General features: G+C 37.8%; 19 protein-coding genes and 1 rRNA gene. 16 read left to right on the forward strand and 4 right to left on the reverse strand.

Annotated features, from left to right (window positions below; genetic code table 11):
• Nucleotides 1–4 precede the first annotated feature (4 nt).
• The 11 genes from EDC17_RS04380 to EDC17_RS04430 all read left to right on the forward strand — a co-directional run bounded on the left by EDC17_RS04380 (nucleotide 5) and on the right by EDC17_RS04430 (nucleotide 11,104).
• Nucleotides 5–1,126 (forward strand): toxin-antitoxin system YwqK family antitoxin, encoded by a 1,122-nt coding sequence (locus EDC17_RS04380; protein WP_132776926.1) that lies wholly within the window; start codon nucleotides 5–7, stop codon nucleotides 1,124–1,126.
• A 49-nt stretch (nucleotides 1,127–1,175) separates the two neighbouring features.
• Entirely contained in the window at nucleotides 1,176–1,829 is a 654-nt protein-coding gene (locus EDC17_RS04385) for a phosphatidylserine decarboxylase family protein (RefSeq protein WP_132776927.1), read from the forward strand.
• Between the two features lie 246 nt (nucleotides 1,830–2,075).
• Nucleotides 2,076–2,921 carry a sensor histidine kinase gene (locus EDC17_RS04390; RefSeq protein WP_317126031.1) on the forward strand — a complete coding sequence of 282 codons (846 nt, stop codon included), beginning with the start codon at nucleotides 2,076–2,078 and terminating at the stop codon, nucleotides 2,919–2,921.
• A 65-nt stretch (nucleotides 2,922–2,986) separates the two neighbouring features.
• Entirely contained in the window at nucleotides 2,987–3,634 is a 648-nt protein-coding gene (locus EDC17_RS04395; protein WP_132776929.1) for a DUF47 domain-containing protein, read from the forward strand.
• A gap of 33 nt (nucleotides 3,635–3,667) precedes the next feature.
• A complete protein-coding gene (locus tag EDC17_RS04400) occupies nucleotides 3,668–4,678 on the forward strand; it encodes an inorganic phosphate transporter (RefSeq protein WP_132776930.1) in 1,011 nt (336 codons plus the stop codon).
• A 239-nt stretch (nucleotides 4,679–4,917) separates the two neighbouring features.
• Complete coding sequence (locus EDC17_RS04405) at nucleotides 4,918–6,297, forward strand: OmpA family protein (protein ID WP_132776931.1); 1,380 nt, start codon at nucleotides 4,918–4,920, stop codon at nucleotides 6,295–6,297.
• Nucleotides 6,298–6,465: 168 nt separating this feature from the next.
• Nucleotides 6,466–7,878, forward strand: coding sequence for a tetratricopeptide repeat protein (locus EDC17_RS04410; protein WP_132776932.1), 1,413 nt, complete (start codon nucleotides 6,466–6,468; stop codon nucleotides 7,876–7,878).
• Nucleotides 7,871–8,620, forward strand: coding sequence for a shikimate dehydrogenase family protein (locus EDC17_RS04415; RefSeq protein ID WP_132776933.1), 750 nt, complete (start codon nucleotides 7,871–7,873; stop codon nucleotides 8,618–8,620). Before EDC17_RS04410 ends, EDC17_RS04415 begins: the two co-directional genes overlap by 8 nt.
• A gap of 2 nt (nucleotides 8,621–8,622) precedes the next feature.
• Nucleotides 8,623–9,198 carry a gliding motility lipoprotein GldD gene (gene gldD, locus EDC17_RS04420; protein WP_132776951.1) on the forward strand — a complete coding sequence of 192 codons (576 nt, stop codon included), beginning with the start codon at nucleotides 8,623–8,625 and terminating at the stop codon, nucleotides 9,196–9,198.
• A gap of 17 nt (nucleotides 9,199–9,215) precedes the next feature.
• Nucleotides 9,216–9,860 carry an MBL fold metallo-hydrolase gene (locus tag EDC17_RS04425; protein WP_132776934.1) on the forward strand — a complete coding sequence of 215 codons (645 nt, stop codon included), beginning with the start codon at nucleotides 9,216–9,218 and terminating at the stop codon, nucleotides 9,858–9,860.
• The gene (locus tag EDC17_RS04430) at nucleotides 9,857–11,104 is read left to right on the forward strand and encodes an ABC transporter permease (protein WP_243646042.1); all 1,248 of its coding nucleotides are present in this window, start codon (nucleotides 9,857–9,859) and stop codon (nucleotides 11,102–11,104) included. Before EDC17_RS04425 ends, EDC17_RS04430 begins: the two co-directional genes overlap by 4 nt.
• Before the next feature lie 21 nt (nucleotides 11,105–11,125).
• Here the strand turns inward: EDC17_RS04430 and EDC17_RS04435 are convergent, their stop codons facing one another.
• Entirely contained in the window at nucleotides 11,126–11,743 is a 618-nt protein-coding gene (locus EDC17_RS04435; RefSeq protein WP_243646043.1) for a hypothetical protein, read from the reverse strand.
• A 105-nt stretch (nucleotides 11,744–11,848) separates the two neighbouring features.
• Entirely contained in the window at nucleotides 11,849–12,124 is a 276-nt protein-coding gene (locus EDC17_RS04440) for a NifU family protein (RefSeq protein ID WP_132776936.1), read from the reverse strand.
• 209 nt (nucleotides 12,125–12,333) lie between these two features.
• On the opposite strand from EDC17_RS04440, the gene EDC17_RS04445 reads away from it, so the two are divergent.
• From EDC17_RS04445 to coaBC, 3 genes are read left to right on the forward strand one after another with little or no spacing between them, the layout of a single operon-like run.
• The gene (locus EDC17_RS04445; RefSeq protein WP_132776937.1) at nucleotides 12,334–13,257 is read left to right on the forward strand and encodes an outer membrane protein assembly factor BamD; all 924 of its coding nucleotides are present in this window, start codon (nucleotides 12,334–12,336) and stop codon (nucleotides 13,255–13,257) included.
• A gap of 27 nt (nucleotides 13,258–13,284) precedes the next feature.
• Nucleotides 13,285–13,614 carry a DNA-directed RNA polymerase subunit omega gene (locus EDC17_RS04450; protein WP_132776938.1) on the forward strand — a complete coding sequence of 110 codons (330 nt, stop codon included), beginning with the start codon at nucleotides 13,285–13,287 and terminating at the stop codon, nucleotides 13,612–13,614.
• Nucleotides 13,615–13,625: 11 nt separating this feature from the next.
• Complete coding sequence (coaBC, locus tag EDC17_RS04455) at nucleotides 13,626–14,837, forward strand: bifunctional phosphopantothenoylcysteine decarboxylase/phosphopantothenate--cysteine ligase CoaBC (protein ID WP_132776939.1); 1,212 nt, start codon at nucleotides 13,626–13,628, stop codon at nucleotides 14,835–14,837.
• Here coaBC and EDC17_RS04460 read toward each other — a convergent pair.
• Nucleotides 14,827–16,200: a methyltransferase RsmF C-terminal domain-like protein gene (locus EDC17_RS04460; protein WP_132776940.1), complete on the reverse strand. Its 1,374-nt coding sequence runs from the start codon at nucleotides 16,198–16,200 to the stop codon at nucleotides 14,827–14,829. The genes coaBC and EDC17_RS04460 overlap by 11 nt on opposite strands.
• A gap of 65 nt (nucleotides 16,201–16,265) precedes the next feature.
• Between EDC17_RS04460 and EDC17_RS04465 the strand changes: the two genes are divergently transcribed.
• Entirely contained in the window at nucleotides 16,266–16,646 is a 381-nt protein-coding gene (locus EDC17_RS04465) for an SRPBCC domain-containing protein (protein ID WP_132776941.1), read from the forward strand.
• Between the two features lie 109 nt (nucleotides 16,647–16,755).
• Nucleotides 16,756–17,289, forward strand: a complete 534-nt coding sequence (locus tag EDC17_RS04470) for an ExbD/TolR family protein (protein ID WP_132776942.1) — start codon at nucleotides 16,756–16,758, stop codon at nucleotides 17,287–17,289.
• A gap of 88 nt (nucleotides 17,290–17,377) precedes the next feature.
• Here EDC17_RS04470 and rrf read toward each other — a convergent pair.
• A 5S ribosomal RNA gene (gene rrf / locus EDC17_RS04475) occupies nucleotides 17,378–17,489 on the reverse strand.
• Nucleotides 17,490–17,643: the final 154 nt, after the last annotated feature.

A 17,643-nucleotide genomic window follows, 5' to 3' on the forward strand; every position in this document is an offset into this window, starting at 1 on the left:
TATTATGAGAATAAAACAGTGTATACTCTCTTTACTTATCGGTTTACTAACCCTTTCTTCGCATGCGCAGACCATTCAGTACAAAGAAAAGGCAACTGATGATTATGTAAGATTCTTTTATGACATCAATTATAATTTGGTTGACAAGTATTGTGAATTTAAGGAAATTGAAAGAGTAGCGGCTTATGACACTGTTAATCTCAAATTTAATGGGGAGTTCAAAGATTTTGACAACAACGGGAGATTACTTATCCAAGGCAATTATGTTAACGGCTCCAAGGAAGGCAGTTTCATTGGATACCACCTCAATGGTCAAATAAAATGGAAAACCACCTATGTAAACAACATACCAGCTGGAGAATGGAACTACTTCTACCCTGATGGCAAACCTATGCTATCCCTAACTTTGAGTGAGTCTGATTTCAGGTTCAATTCTTTTTGGGATAGATATGGCACGCAAAAAATTAGTAATGGCGAGGGAAATTACGAAATGGTCATGCCTATTAAAGGCTTTACTGATCATGGTTATACGTCGTACGTACGCAGGGGAAAAGTTGTCAATGGCAGACCAGATGGACATTGGACGATTTCATTCATTACGGATGACAAAAAACCAAAAGAACTACCCGTGTATAATGAGAAATATAGCAATGGTGAATTATTAACCTATAATCTCACCGCACTCTTCTACGACTATTTTATTCCCTATGATGATTTTGTGATTGTACCTTCTGAATTTTTCAATGTAGCGGAATTTTTTATTATCAATAATTGCTCATTCGATGAGTATAGTGGTTTTTTGAAATTTCTCGCCAAGCAATTCTCCGCCAGCTTAGGTGCGCTAAAAGTCGAAAGTATCAATGATGCGGGGAGATTTGTAATTCAGTATGATGTCTTTAAATCAGGAAGTCCCTTCAAGTCCAGTGTCATAGAGTCTCCATCAACGATGCCCAACCGGGACATCCAAAAGATGAGTCAGATATTTCAAGGCATATCATTTTTCATACCTTCAATAGAAGAGGGCAAACCTATACGAGATAAAATTACTGTAACAGTAGATGTGCAAATTAGAAATCAAGAAGTAATATTGGATTATCTTGCCTTACAAAGAGAAAAAGGTAAATAGTGGTTTATTTGACGTAGTTGTTTATATTTGCATTAAAAGAGACTTATTAATGAAATTTCATAAAGAAGGATATACCAGTTTAGCGTTAGTCATATTATTCATATTTGTGGTTAATGCTATTGCAGATTATTTTGATGCCAATCAATACGTGAAATGGTTTCTTTATATTCTATCAGCATTCTTATTCCTGACAATCGTACAGTTTTTTCGTAGTCCTCGAAAACTTATAGCTCTGGATGACAATATTATTTTGTGCCCCGCAGATGGTAAAGTTGTAGTCATCGAAGAAACGGATGAAAATGAATATTTCAAGAATAAGCGTCTGCAGGTTTCGATTTTCATGTCACCTACAAATGTGCATGTAAACCGAAATCCTATGTCCGGTGTTGTATCCTATTTTAAATATCATCCAGGAAAATTTTTGGTAGCATGGCACCCGAAATCTTCGACCGATAATGAAAGAACGACCGTCGTAGTAAAGAACGCCAATGGCGTGGAAGTGCTATTTCGTCAAATTGCAGGAGCATTGGCCCGTAGAATCGTTTGGTACGTCAAAGAAGGTGACACGGTACAGCAAGGTGAAGAATTTGGATTTATTAAATTCGGGTCGCGAGTGGATCTTTTTTTACCGATAGGCACTAAAGTAGATGTCAATATAGGTGACAAAGTGGTCGGCGGCAAGACTGTTATTGCGCGTTTTTAATATTAAATTAACATTATATAAGTAACTTAGCTTCATTAAAATGAGGCTTTTTTTATGAATTTTCGACTCCTGGTGTTTTATATTTCTCTAGCTATCGGACTAGCTATAGCAAGTGTAAGTTTTTTTTATGCCAAAAATTGGCAACACAGTCTCCTCCTGCTTGTTATATCCTTTATAGTCAGTTTTATCCTTCTAACAAGTGTCTTACACCGACATATACATTATAGAATAAGCAATATCTATAAGTTGATTCGAAGTCTCAAACTAGGAAAAGAGATGAAGGAGGTGCTGGCAGAGCATGCCAGTGAAGACCCAATTCTTAGCGCCGAAAAAGAAGTGCGTGATTGGGCTAGCCAAAAATCTAGCGAAATCGCACAGTTGAAAGCGCAGGAAAAATATCGCCGCGAATTCCTCTCCAATATATCACATGAGTTCAAGACTCCTTTGTTTTCTGTGCAGGGCTACATTGAAACCCTTAAAGACGGTCTGATCGAAGAAGATGTAGTTTTAGCGACGAATTTTTTAAATAAAGCTTCAAAAAACATCGACAGATTAGTATATTTATTAAATGATCTAGACGAAATATCTAAACTCGAGACAGGCCAGATTACCATCAATCTAGAAAAGTTTGATATCATCGAACTGATTCATGAGACGGTAGAAAGTCTAGAAGACCGAGCTAAAGAGGAAGCCATACGCATTATTATCGATGTAAAAAACAGCCAACCTATCTATGTAAAAGCCGATAGACAACGCATTCAACAGGTCATTATCAATCTTATCAATAATTCTATAAAATACGGGAAAGAAGGGGGGAGAATAAAAATCAATACTTATCCGTTATTAGATCAGATATTGGTAGAGGTTACGGATTTCGGGGTCGGAATTGATGAAAAGAATCTACCGCGTGTTTTTGAAAGATTTTTCAGAGCAGACAAAAGCCGTTCAAGAGAAGTCGGAGGCTCAGGTTTAGGGCTTTCTATCGTGAAACATATTATGGAAGCCCACCAGCAAACTGTGCAGGTTCGTAGCACCGAGGGAATGGGAACAACCTTTGGATTTACTCTGGAAAAGGCTAAAGCAGGAAATTAAAAAAAAGAAAGCTGTTAACATTAAGTTAACATTAGCGTTATACATTTGACCCAAAATATAACTATATGTCTTTAAATAGTATTTTTCAATATTTCGTCCCTAAGGACAAGAAATTCTTCCCATTATTCGAACAAGCAGGCGCTAATCTTATCGATATGGCCAAGCTTTTGAAGGAGAATGTTAACACAACTGATCTGGACCACCGAAAGTCATTATCTAAGAAATTAGAAGATTTAGAGCACGTAGGTGATAATATTACCCACCAGATCCACTTAGAACTCGGCAGAAACTTTATTACCCCATTCGATAGAGAGGATATACACGCGTTAGCGAGTTCTTTAGATGATGTAGCAGATTTTATTCATGGCGCTTCGAATCGTATGCAATTGTATCAAGTAGAAAGAGCTACCGATCCTATGATTGAATTAGCAGATTTGATCCTTGAGGCTACAGAACATGTGGCGAAAGCACTTTTCGAATTAAAGGATCTGAAAAACATCCGTAACATCACAGATTCTTGCGTACGTATCAATAGTGTTGAAAATAAGGCAGATTATATATTTGACAAAGCGGTCGCTGATTTATTTGAATACGAGAAAGACGCCATTTCTTTGATTAAAAATAAAGAAGTATTATCGGCGATGGAAGACGCTACCGACAAATGTGAAGATGTAGCGAATGTACTAGAAAGTATTCTTGTTAAGAACGCTTAGTCATCTAATTTAATCTACTTAAAGAATTTCATTATGATAACAACATTATTAGTAGTAGTTATCGTCCTGGCAATTGCGTTTGATTACATCAATGGTTTCCATGATGCAGCAAATTCTATCGCCACCATAGTTTCTACTAAGGTATTAACCCCCTTCATGGCAGTACTTTGGGCTGCAATATTCAACTTCGCAGCATACTTTTATTTTACCGATCACAAAGTCGCCAACACCATTGCCAAAACAGTAATCGAAGAATATATTACGCTTGAAGTAATTTTTGCCGGTCTTGTAGCGGCCATATCGTGGAATTTATTTACATGGTATTACGGTATTCCTTCTAGTTCATCTCATACATTAATTGGTGGATTCGCAGGATCGGGTATGGCATATGCTCTATTTCTAGGCGCCAACCCTATAGAAGCTATCAATGTCAACGCTACTCTTAAAATCATTTCTTTCATTGTTCTGGCACCGGTGATAGGTATGACAATATCTATTATTATTACTTTGATAATTATAAATATCTGCCGAAATGCCCGACCGAGGGTCGCAGAGAAATGGTTTAAAATTTTACAATTAATTTCATCAGCAGGTTTGAGTTTTGCTCACGGAGGTAACGACGCACAAAAAGTTATGGGGATTATCTTTGTAGCAATGATTGCGGGTGGTGCTGTCGAGGCGACTTCGGACATGCCCGAATGGATACCATTATCCTGTTATGCGGCAATCTCGTTAGGGACCATGAGCGGTGGTTGGAAGATTGTAAAAACTATGGGTACTAAAATAACCAAGGTAACACCATTAGAAGGTGTAAGTGCGGAGACGGCTGGTGCTATAACACTGGGTATTACGGAGCATTTTGGAATACCTGCCTCGACCACACATACCATTACTGGTTCCATTATAGGTGTTGGAGTTGTAAAAAGAGTTTCAGCTGTACGATGGGGAGTTACCATAAGCTTATTATGGGCATGGGTCCTAACTATACCTGTCAGCGCAGTATTAGGAGGCCTTACACTGATGGTGATACATTATTTTTTGTAATTGTTCACATAGGAGATGTATAAAAAAACCACATCTCCTTTGCTTTTATCGAAAAACAATTGAATTGTTGGCTTAAAATTTGTTTGATTATCAGCAATTAATTACTTTTACACAATATTTCGCGTATATTAGTATTAATAAATTATGCGAAACAACCTTATCAAGTTTGGCATCATTCTTGTTAAGTTATGTTAAAATTGAAAACAATTAAAAATTTAATAACCTTAAACAAAAAGAGTATGAACTATTCTACAATTAAAAAAACAGCTGTTGCCGCTTCTTTAGTAGCCGCTTTTGGTTACGCTGAGGTAGCTCAAGCACAAACTCCTACAGTATTCGGTGGCCGTTCTCAATACAGAACTTGGTCAATTGGTTTACAAGGAGGTATCACAACTCCTAACGTATTAGTAGGTGGATCAAATAACTTCGGTCAAAAAGTAGGTTACTTCCAAAACAAAGTTGGTGAGTACTATGGTTTGACTATCCGTAAACAATTCTCTCACTTATTCGGTTTAGAGTTAGAGGGTAACCGTGGTTCTATCAAAACTTACAACCATGAATTAGCTACTCCAAGAGCAGAAAATTCATTAGGTGCAATTGCAGCTAAAACTGATGTAAACTGGGCAGCTAGCTTAAATGGTGTATTCCAATTAGGTACTATCGATTTCTTAAGAAGAGAAAATGCAGTTAATTTCTATGCTAAAGTAGGTTTAGGTGTGTTAGCAAACAACCCAATTCAATACAGCAATGAAGATTTCTCAGGCACTCCAGTATATGATAACACTGGTAATTGGGGATCAGAGATCTTCGGTGACCGTACAAACACTGGTGACAGAGATTACAAATTAGCAGCATACGTACCTGTAGGTGTTGGTGTTAAATTCAAATTATCTGAAGTGGTTGCCTTGAACTTAGGTTACACAATGAACTTCACTGATGACAATTTATTATTCGGTCCAGGTCGTTCAGATGTTAAAGGTAAATTCTCTAACGTATACGGTGGTTTAGAATTCACTTTAGGTTCACGTGATAAAGAAAACTTAACATTCGCGAACCCAGTAGCTACTTTATATGATGAATTGAAAGATCCTTCATTACGTAATGAAGTTGAAGCATTGAAACAACGTGTTTCTTCTTTAGAAGGTACTGTTGATCAATTAGGTAAAGATTCTGATGGTGACGGTGTATCTGATAAATTTGATAAATGTCCAAACACTCCTGCTGGCACAGTAGTTGATGGTTCTGGTTGTCCAATCAAATTCCCAGAAGCTAGTAAAAATGATCTAGTTGCTGGTGAGTACTATGCTCCTATCGGTTTTGAATTCGATAGCTCAGTATTGAAAACTGAATCATACTCAACTTTAGATAAATTAGCTAAAGAATTACGTGATTCGAATGGTAGAGTTACTTTAGATGGTTACGCTTCTGCAGAAGGTACTGAAGCATATAACTTAAACTTATCTAAAGACCGTGCTAACGCAGTAAAACAATACTTAGTTAACGCTGGTGTATCTGCTTCAAACATTTCTGCTAATGGTTACGGTGAGGCTAACCCAATTGCATCTAATGCAACTGAAGAAGGTCGTATCCAAAACCGTCGTGTTGAAATCAAAAAATAATCTATTTTAAAATAGATTATCAACATACAAAAGCCGTCGCGTATTCGCGACGGCTTTTTCATTCTTAAACCTTTAGGTCATTTTGAATTCTAATGATTGTGGATATGTGGAAAATATTTTATGAGGAATTACTATTAAAGATGTATTTTTCACTAAATTGGAATAGATATGGAAGAGGAATTTGACTTTGGATCTGCTGAAGAGCAGAAAAAATCAGTAAATCGTTTTGAAGAGATGATTCGAAATGAGGATCAATATTTCTTTGATTCTAGCGCTTTCGAAAGCATTATTGAATACTATTCTGATAAAAATGAACCCGTAAAAGCTCTACAAGTTATTGAGTTTGCCACTGGACAGCACCCCTTTGAGTCTAATTTTTACACTAAAAAAGCTCAAATACTAGCCGGAATGCGTCAATTTGGTCTGGCACTTGAAGCTTTGGAAAAAGCGGAATCTTTAGAGCCTCAAGATGCGGATATATTTTTAATCAAGGGAACGATTTATGCATCCCAAGGTGAATATGAACTTTCTGAAGAGTTTCTAAATCAAGCCCTACAGACAGCTGAAAATAAGGAAGAAGTTTATCATCAACTAGCAACAATTTATCAGCTACAGATGAATTATGAGAAAGCTAAAGTATTCTTAAAGAAAACATTAAAGCTTCAACCTGATAATCCCGATGCCTTATTGGAAATAAATTTCTGCTTCGATATGCTGAATCAAAGTGAAGAAGCACTAGCATTCTTTACGCAGCTTATCGACGAAGAACCCTATTCCTTCCATGGATGGTATTACTTAGGAAATGCCTACCACCAATTGAATCGATTTGAAGAGGCTATTGACGCATATGACTATGCCATACTCATCAATGAAAGCTTCTCTTCTGCGTACTTCAACAAGGGTAACGCCTTGGTCAACCTGGATCGGTATTCACAGGCCATCGAAGTATACAAACAGACATTCGAATACGAACAACCCAACGCCGATACATACTGCGCAATTGGCGAGTGCTATGAGAAGTTAGAAATTATGGATATGGCTAGAGATTACTATAAAAAAGCTGTTAAGCTGGATGGTGATATGGCTGACGCGTGGTTTGGCATAGGTGTGACGCTAGATTTCGAAGAGCGCTTTTTTGAGTCGCTACATTTCTACAAAAAAGCGTTAGAACTGGATGACGAGAATCCAGATTATTGGTTTGCTATAGCTGACGCGCGTTATAAACTCGGCCAGATTGAACAGTCTGAAATTGCTTATAATAAAGTCGTTGAGCTCAATCCAACAGATATAGAAGCTTGGTTAGATTTCTCGTCAATATATTTTGAGCAAAAAAAAACAGATCAAGCAATAGAAACGATCTCTGAAGCCATAAAGATAAATACTGATGCCGCAGAACTTTATTACAGACTGGTGGCCTATCTTTTTGCTAATGGACAATACAATGAAGCGCTTAACTTTTTGGAACTGGCGTTAGCATTTGGTTTAGATAAGCATCATATTTTATTTGAATATCTGCCACAATTAGAAGGAAATCATATCATAACAGAAATAATTAAAAAGTATTCAGAAAATAATGATTAAACTCGGCTTAATAGGCTTTCCGCTTGGTCATTCCTTTTCGAAGAATTACTATTTAGCTAAATTCAAAGAAGAGCAAATTACCTCTGTAGATTATGACTTATACCCTATTGCAGATATAGATCTATTCAAATCGCTATATAGCAACGATAGTGCTTTCTGTGGATTTAACGTGACTATCCCGCACAAGCAAGCTGTAATGGCATATATAGATGAGCTCTCGGACGAGGCGGCCGCTATTAATGCCGTCAACTGTATTACCATTCATCGCACAAATGGTAAAATATCTCTAAAGGGATACAATACAGATGCATTTGGGTTTCAAAAATCTTTGGAACCACTTCTTGAGCCTCAGCATACACAAGCGCTGGTGCTCGGTAATGGTGGTGCAGCCAAAGCTGTATTGTATGTATTAGAAAAGCTGAATATTGCCTACAAAGTGGTAAGTCGTAACAAAGAAACCGGCGATTTTACATACGAAGAACTGACCCCAAGTATAATCGAAGCACACCCGCTGATCATAAACTGCTCACCAGTAGGCACCCACCCTAACATCAATGAATGCCCGCAAATACCATATGAACACATTGGTGCTCGGCATCTACTGTATGATTTGATCTACAATCCGGAAGAAACCTTATTCCTACAAAAGGGAAAAGAAAATGGCGCAACTATTAAGAATGGATATGAAATGCTTGTCTTACAGGCAGAAAAAAATTGGCACATATGGCAACGCAATTTCTAACTATGCGCCTTGCATTTGTTTTTCTTGCTACTCTTTTCTCTCTTAACAGCTGTAATTCGGATTATAGTCCCAAGCCACGTGCATACCATCGAATATTATTTCCGGAGAAACAATATTCGCTTAGTGCAACACAAGGTTGCCCTTTTACTTTTGAGATTCCTCAATACAGCCAGCTGCTGGACGATACGAATAAGGGAAGTCAGCCCTGCTGGAAGAATTTGGATTTCAATGCCTATAATGCACGCTTGCATCTAAGCTATTTTAAAATAAGCTCCGAAGCTCCATTAGAGCAATTGACCGAGGATGCTCGCTCGTTCGTATTTAAACACACTGCAAAAGCTACTGCAATAGACCAGCAACCCATTTCAATTCCAGAGACTGGGGTCACTGGATTACAATATACCATTCAAGGCAATACCGCTTCCAATATTCAATTCTATGTGACGGACAGCGAAAAACATTATCTCAGAGGCGCCTTATATTTCAATGAAAGGCCCAACTTAGACTCCATTCAGCCCGTTTTGGATTTTTTGAAAACAGATATTCAACACATAATTAATACCATTAGATGGAAATAAATAGTTAAATTTGATTCATGTTAACTATCGAAATTTTCACATTCAATCCATACCAAGAAAATACTCTTCTACTTATAGATGCTGCTACCAAGCACTGTATCATCATTGATCCAGGCATGCACAATCAACAGGAGCAACAATATTTTAAATCGTATATCGAAGATAATAATCTCGAGCCGAAGCTACTTCTGAATACGCATTGTCATATTGACCATGTGCTAGGTAACCATTTTGTTTATGAGACTTGGGGTTTGACGCCACAATTTCATGAAGATGAAGTACCCGTATTGGTGGCTGTTGAAAATTATGCTCCTCAGATGGGCTTTAGATACGACACATCCCCTATTCCCCAGACATTCCTTCAGGACAAGGAGATTATTAATTTTGGGAACACCAAAATAGAGGCAATACTTGCTCCTGGTCATTCACCCGGTCATATGTGTTACTACATCGCAGATCAAAATGTATTGATTGGTGGAGATGTTTTGTTTCGCAATAGTATCGGCCGTACGGATCTACCAGGCGGAAACCACCAGACCCTACTAAATAGTATTCAAGAGCGTATCTACGTCTTGCCAGAAGAAACAGAAGTCTTTCCAGGGCATGGCCCTAGTACAACTGTTGGGTTCGAAAAAAAGACTAATCCATTCGTAAAAGGATGAAAAAAATAAGAGTTCCATTATTCTTTGCGCTTCGGTATCTTTTTTCAAAGAAGTCAGTCAATGCTATTAATATTATTTCCATTATTAGTATAGTTGGAATCTTTGTTAGTACCGCTGCATTGGTAATTGTGCTTTCATTTTATAATGGGATGGAAAACTTTATCCTTTCGATGAATAGCAAATTCTCTCCTGATATACGAATAGAAGCTACTAAAGGAAAGACCTTCTTTCCCGAAAATCCTATATTTCAACAATTGGCAGCTGACCCAGCAGTAAAAAATTACTCAGAAACACTCGAGGATAAAGCATTGATCCAATTTGAGGGCAAACAAATTGTAGGAATGATCAAAGGCATAACGCCTGAAAGTTTGCAAAAGCAATCCAAAGATCACATCCTGCATATTGGAAAATTTGCGATACAAACAGATTCCATCCCGTACGCACTGATTGGGCCACAGATTCAAACTAACCTTCAGGTACCTATTTCTGAGTTTAGTAATATGGTGGAATTGTATTTTCCACGCAAGGAGGCTGCTGTAAATAATATTAATCCGCTCGAAGACTTTAATATTCGGTCCATAAGTGTCAATGGTATATTAACATTCGAGCCTGAATTTCAAAACCTAGTATTAGTTCCGATTGACTTTGCACGGGATATTTTCGGGGAGGACAAATCGATATCAGCCATTGAATTATACCTGCACGAGTCCAAAGATGTCTACAAGCTACAAAAAGAGATTCAAAAGGGTTTAGGAGAGGATTTTCAAGTAAGAAATAGAGAAGAACAAAACCCTATCTTGTATAAGACTATAAAATCAGAAAAATGGATCGTATTTTTTATATTGACTTTCATTGGTATAATAGCCATTTTTAATATTATAGGTTCCTTGACTATGCTGGTTATTGACAAGAAAGAGGATATGAAAATTCTTCAGCATATAGGGGCAAACAAATCCACGATTGAAAATATTTTTTTCTACGAAGGTATAATGATTGCGTTAATTGGAAGTTCTATAGGAATAGTTGTGGGATATATTTTTTGTTTTCTACAAGATACGTATGGTTTCATCCGGACGAACAATGTCGATGGCAATTTCATTGATGTGTACCCCGTAGATATGCGCACACAAGACTTCATATTAGTTTTTGTAACGATCTCAGTATTGTCCATTGTCGTATCCTACTTTTCTTCGAAGCTAAGCGTCAAAGAAATCGGAAACATCAATACACTAACAAGCGAATAGGAGGTAGTTCTGTTGGACGGATTAATATTTTAGCTTTTCACGGCTGTAATCACCTTTTTTGATGGAATTTATAAATTGATACCAGTTAAATGGATTTAAGAAAGGATTATTCATACGCTGATTGATATTCCTATTTTGCATATACTGGTGGCGTTGCAATGAATTGTAGGTCTGTATCTCTTCAGCACTACGTGGTACCACACGTGCAAGCGCAGCCAAAGCATCAGGACTCAAGTTTCTTCGAGCTGTTGCAATCGGGTCATCACCGCCTAATGCCATGAATTCGGCCAAGTAATCTTCATAACTTGCCCAAGGAAAGGGTGTGACTGCAGGAAGTTCAATCAGGAGCGCTCGCATTTTAATGGAAGCGGTATATTTATCGTCCTGTACATCGGGAATTTGAAAGGTAACAGGATCAAACCCCACACTCGTAAATTCAATCACATCGCCCGCATGCGCTACGAAAGAGAAGAAACCATCGTTGTTGGACATGAAAGTCTGATTATTGTGCGAGGTGTTGCGAATAGAAACAAATCCAACAGGCAGATCAGAACCTGTAGAAGTAATCAACCCACTAAACTGCAGAATTTTCTTGCTTTGTGCAAAAACAGCAGAAGACATGAGACAGATTATTCCCATGCAGACAAGAAAATATTTAATGGCTTTATTCAACATTCTAACAAAAATAAAATTTAAGGCTAAACTCACCTGTTAAAATGTGTTAATCAATGAACAACATTTTTGTTACACTAATCCAGGAGTAGTCGCATTGGGATCATTCATATCCGTTAGGTTGATGGCTTGCACAGCTACAATTTCAGGAACAGCTTTTTTGATGGCTTGTTCAAGTCCAGCTTTAAAAGTCATAATGCTCATCGAACAATTAGCACAAGCGCCTATTAATTTCAACTTTACGATCCGATCCTCCGTAATCTCTTCAATACTCACATTCCCACCGTCAGTTTCCAAATAAGGACGGATAGTATCTAATGCTTGTTCAACGCGTTCTCGTAAGCTCATTTCCATTATTACTTATTAATCTGTAAATATAATGATTTTTATCCCCAACAAAAATTAACAAGCTAATATTCCCAAAATAATGACATTAATTTAGAAATGGTTAAAGATTGTTAAAGCCGTTGCAAAAAATATATTAGTAGCTAAAAATCAAGTAAATTGCGGTTTAAAATTTAATTGAATATTATTGTTAATTGACGTATCTTTGTAAAATGTTTCTGAATAGACGTAATAGTGTAATTTTTGCTTTGTGCCTGATTACATTGGTATTTGTTGGCTGTAAAAGTAAGTTTGAAAAACTTCGAAATAGCAATAATATCACTGTAAAATATCAAGAGGCCGTTAAGCTCTATGAAAAAGGGAAGTATTCCAAAGCACTAATTTTATTTGATGATCTTGCCTCCAAATATAGGGGCCGGGCAGAAGCAGAAGATTTATTCTATCTGATTGCCAATGCCAACTATAAATTGAAGGACTACACCTCTGCGCGTTTTCATTTCAAAAATTTTGCGAATACTTATCCCAATAGTGATAGAGCAGAAGAATGCCGCTATATGGCTGCATATTGCTATTATCTAGATTCACCACGATCGACATTGGATCAAGAAAATACCAGGAAAGCTATTGACGAATTGCAATTGTTTGTGAATTACTACCCGGAGTCCGAAAGAGCACAGCAGGCAGGAGCACTGATTCAAAGCCTTCGTGATAAGCTGGAGAAAAAAGCATTTGATAATGCCAAGCTATACTATAATATGGGATTAGCGGATGATTATCGTGCAGCGGTAATCGCTTTAGAAAATGTGTTGAGACAATACCCGGACACGAAATATGCAGAAGAAATTGAATTCCTCATGGTGAAATCTCAATATCTATATGCGGATAATAGCCGAGTATTCCGTCAGGAAGAGCGATTCAATCAAGCCTTAGATTACTACAATAGTTTTGTTGAGCATTTCCCACAAAGCAAATTTAAGGCAGAAGCTGATGATTTGAAGAATAATGCAGACCGTAAAATTGTAGCAGCGATTCGCATGGTGAATGAGTACAATAAAGAAATAGAAGACAGAAATAAAGAATTGGGTATTACGGAGACTAAAACAGAGGAAGCTAGTACAACCAATTCAACAAAATAAGGAATTAATATAATATATTTAGTTAATATGAGTCAAGCAAAAAACAACGCCATCCCAAATACTACAGTAACTAGAGATTTGAGAGAATTGGACAAAACGACTGAGAATATTTACGAATCAATCGTAATTATTAGCAAGCGTGCGAACCAAATCGGTGTAGAAATAAAAGAAGAGTTAAATGCTAAATTAGCTGAATTTGCGAGCAGCAATGACAACTTGGAAGAGGTGTTCGAAAATCGTGAACAAATCGAAATTTCTAAGCACTACGAACGTATGCCAAAACCAACTTTGGTTGCGATTGACGAATTTTTGAAAGACAAAGTATACTTTAGAAACCCTTCTAAAGATCAAGAATAATAGCTATCAGCATGTCTTCTTTAAAAGGCAAAAATATTGTGCTAGGTGTATGCGGCAGTATAGCCGCATACAAAATAGCTTCTTTAATTCGCCTGCTTGTTAAAGAAGAAGCTGCTGTGCAAGTCATTATGACTCCAGATGCTACGGCATTTATCACTCCACTTACCTTATCTACATTATCCAAAAAACCTGTTCTGGTCGATTACTACGACGAGAAAACTGGTGAATGGAATAATCATGTGCATTTGGGACTTCAGGCAGATTTAATGCTGATCGCTCCGGCGTCTGCAAATACTATTGCCAAAATGGCCAATGGATTTTGTGACAATCTTCTTACGGCCACGTATCTCTCAGCCAAATGCCCGATCTATCTGGCTCCCGCAATGGATTTAGATATGTGGAAACACCCGGCTACACAACGTAATCTTTCGCTATTAAACTCTTTTGGGAATATTATTATTCCACCCAATAGTGGAGAATTAGCAAGTGGATTGGTCGGTGAAGGAAGACTGGCAGAACCTGAAGAAATTGTAGCCTTTTTAGAACATAGTTTAACAGCTGACAAACCTTTAGCGGGCAAGTCTGCTTTAGTTACTGCAGGGCCTACCTATGAAGCGATAGATCCTGTGCGTTTTATTGGAAATCATTCTTCAGGGAAGATGGGATACGCTATTGCAGAAGAGTTATTGCGGTTAGGTGCATCAGTCACACTTGTAAGCGGTCCAACTCACCTACAAGCCTCTACAGGCATCAATAAGATCGCTGTGCAATCTGCCCAACAAATGTATGATTCATGCGCCCAAGTCTTTGATAGAAGCGATATCATTATCATGAGCGCCGCAGTAGCTGATTACACGCCCAGCAATCCTGCAACCGAGAAGATAAAAAAGAAAGCAGAAGACTTTTCCATTCAACTCAAAAAAACAACAGATATACTTGGTACCCTAGGCGCATGCAAAACCGCCAAGCAGACTCTTATTGGTTTTGCCTTAGAAACTAATAATGAGTTAGCACATGCACAAGATAAGCTCGTCCGTAAGAACGCAGACTTCATAGTCCTAAATTCTATGCAAGACAAAGGCGCTGGGTTTGGTACAGATACCAATAAAGTAACTATACTCTCGCGTCAGGGAGATATCAACACCTTTGAACTCAAATCGAAAGAAGAGGTTGCCAAAGACATCTGCAAGATCGCTATAACTCACCAGCAAGCTATAGATTAGCAATTCGGATTTCTTTAGGGTAGTAATTATTTATCCTATTGGGCATCACTTTAATCCAGCCCAAATTTATTCCTTGATATTTAACTAATACCCATCCTTTTAGGTTGTCCGTATTGATTTCAATAGGCATATTTTCTTTTCGAAGGTAATTTCTCGCTTGATCCAATGTAAGTTCAATACTCGGTATATCATTACGAATCAAATTGCTCAAAGCCAGATCATGTTCAGGAATAAACTCTTTGCCTTTTAGAGTTCCAATTTCTGTCCCTGCATTCTTTATATACAGTACATTTTGCAAAGCCTGTAAATCCAGTTCATATTTTTGCGGAAATACGTGCAAGGTATCATTATGCAAAAAAGAGTAAAGGCCCTCTGTATTCATCCAATTTGCGGCAATATTTTGAGGCGCGGCATTTTTTTCCTTCTTTACTTTTCTCATGAAGAAAGTCTCCTGTACACCTTTCTTCCGTAGCACTGCCAAAAAGAAACCTTCCCCTTGTAGCATATGCGGGTAAAATCGATAACAGTTCGCTGCATGAACATCACTCATTGTTTGGTTGATATTCCATTCACTCGGTATATCCAACGATATTGACTCCATCTCAAATTCATCAATCAACCAATCCACTATCTGCTCATTTTCTTCCTTAGAATACGAACAGGTGGAATAAAACAAATAACCTCCTTGCTTAAGCGCAGGCAAACTTTGCCCGAGGATACGCTGTTGACGCTCACTGCACAACTTTACATTTGCCAAAGACCATTCATCGGCCGCAGAATGATCCTTGTGAAACATTCCCGATCCTGAGCAAGGTGCATCCACCACCATCAAGTCAAAATAACCGGGTAAACGTCCAAAAGCTGATGGGTCATTATTGGTGACAATGACATTCGCATTACCCCAGCGAATTAAATTATCACTCAGGATATTCACTCTAGATTTAATAATTTCATTCGCGACCAGTAGGCTGTCTTTATGCAATGAAGAGCTTAGGAGTGTAGATTTGCCCCCGGGTGCGGCACATAGATCCAAAGTACGTACCGGGTTGGCGACGATTTTTAGTTCGCGCAAAGCGAAATTCAGAAACATAGAACTCGCCTCCTGCGAATAATAGCATCCGCTGTGAAATAAAGGGTCTAAGGTAAAAATAGGTCTTTCAGCTAGGTAATACGCATTTTCGCACCAAGGTATCCTTCCTGCGACTTGACAGTCTACTGCATTTATATCCGATACTTTAGCGGTATTTAGCCGTATCGAAGTGGTTTTCTCTTCTTTATCATGGATTGCAACAAATGCTTCGTAGTCAAAAGTAGGATCGCCTTTTAGGGAATTAATCAAATCGTTGGGAAGTATATTACTCATATCCAAAAGTAAAAATTCATAAACAAAAATTAAAATACTATTCAATTACATTATCTTTGATAATCATGAAAAATTTTAAAAAATACTATATCATCCCTGCTACACCAGAGGAAATATATAAGGCATTAACAACTGAAATTACTATTCGTCTTTGGACAGGAGATTTAGTAGAAATAGATCCACAGGTTGGCGGTGAGTTTTCCTTATGGGACGGCAGCATCAATGGTAAATTCCTAGAATTGGAACCCGATAAAATGATCGTTCAAGAATGGTATTTCGAGCAAGATGTACCTTCTATTGTTACCATCAAACTTCATGAGCACAAGAAAGGAACATCTTTCGAGGTCAACCATTCCAACATTCCCGAAGAAGCATATGATGAGATCGTGGAAGGCTGGGACAATGAGTATGTAGGAAGTTTAATTGACTTTTACACGGAAGAATAATATTTATCTAGAATATCTATTGAGCTCTTAACATTGCTGAGAGCTTTTTTATGGAAAATAGACTTCTGCATCATCATCGTTATAAAGACACCAACTAAATAACACGATTATGGCAGAATTAAACACCAAGCAAAGCGCGCCTTCCTCGGATACAAGACGAGCCCGTAGAGTAAGAAAAATGTCTCCCAAAGTAGATCTTACAGCAATGGTCGATCTAGCATTCTTGCTAATCACCTTCTTCATGCTGACGACTTCTCTTAATAAACCAAACACATTGGATGTTGCCTTACCCGACAAGAGCACCAACGCTCCTATTGAGTTGGATGAAAATAGAATTGTGAATGTACTAATACATCATAATTCATACTCCATTATACATGGTAATATGGCAAATCCTATACAAGTTATAGAGCAAGTACAGCCTTTGTCCACTCACTTAAAGCAAAAAATAGTGGAAATAAATAAGGTAATAAACGCTACAACCGAAGGAAAAAATGCCATTGTACTCCTCAAGCCTACAGATGAAGCTAATACAAGAGGCATTATTACTGCTTTTGATGAAATAAAAAGTAGCGGTATTAAACAGTATATGTTAAGCAAACTGAATCCGCAGGAGCGGGACTTGATGCTGGTCAGGAGGTGATTGTTTTGCGCTGTGAAAGGAGAACTTCATTATCGAGCATAAAAAAAGCCTTACCACGTTGTTGTGATAAGGCTTTAGTTTTAATAAAAGAAGGCACCGACCTACTCTCCCACCTGTTACGGCAATACCATCGGCTCGGGCGGGCTTAACTGCTCTGTTCGGAATGGGAAGAGGTGAACACCGCCGATATAGGCACCCAAAGATCTTTAATGTCTCTTTGAGACTACATTGACATACTATTGAAAGAAAAAATAGAAATAAGAAGAAGACAACAGTGACTATCCGCTTGGAAAGCTTCGGGCTATTAGTACTACTCAGCTTTGGTCTCTCAACCTTTACACCTGTAGCCTATCA

Origin of the sequence: Sphingobacterium alimentarium (assembly GCF_004342685.1) — a bacterium.
Lineage (GTDB): Bacteria > Bacteroidota > Bacteroidia > Sphingobacteriales > Sphingobacteriaceae > Sphingobacterium > Sphingobacterium alimentarium.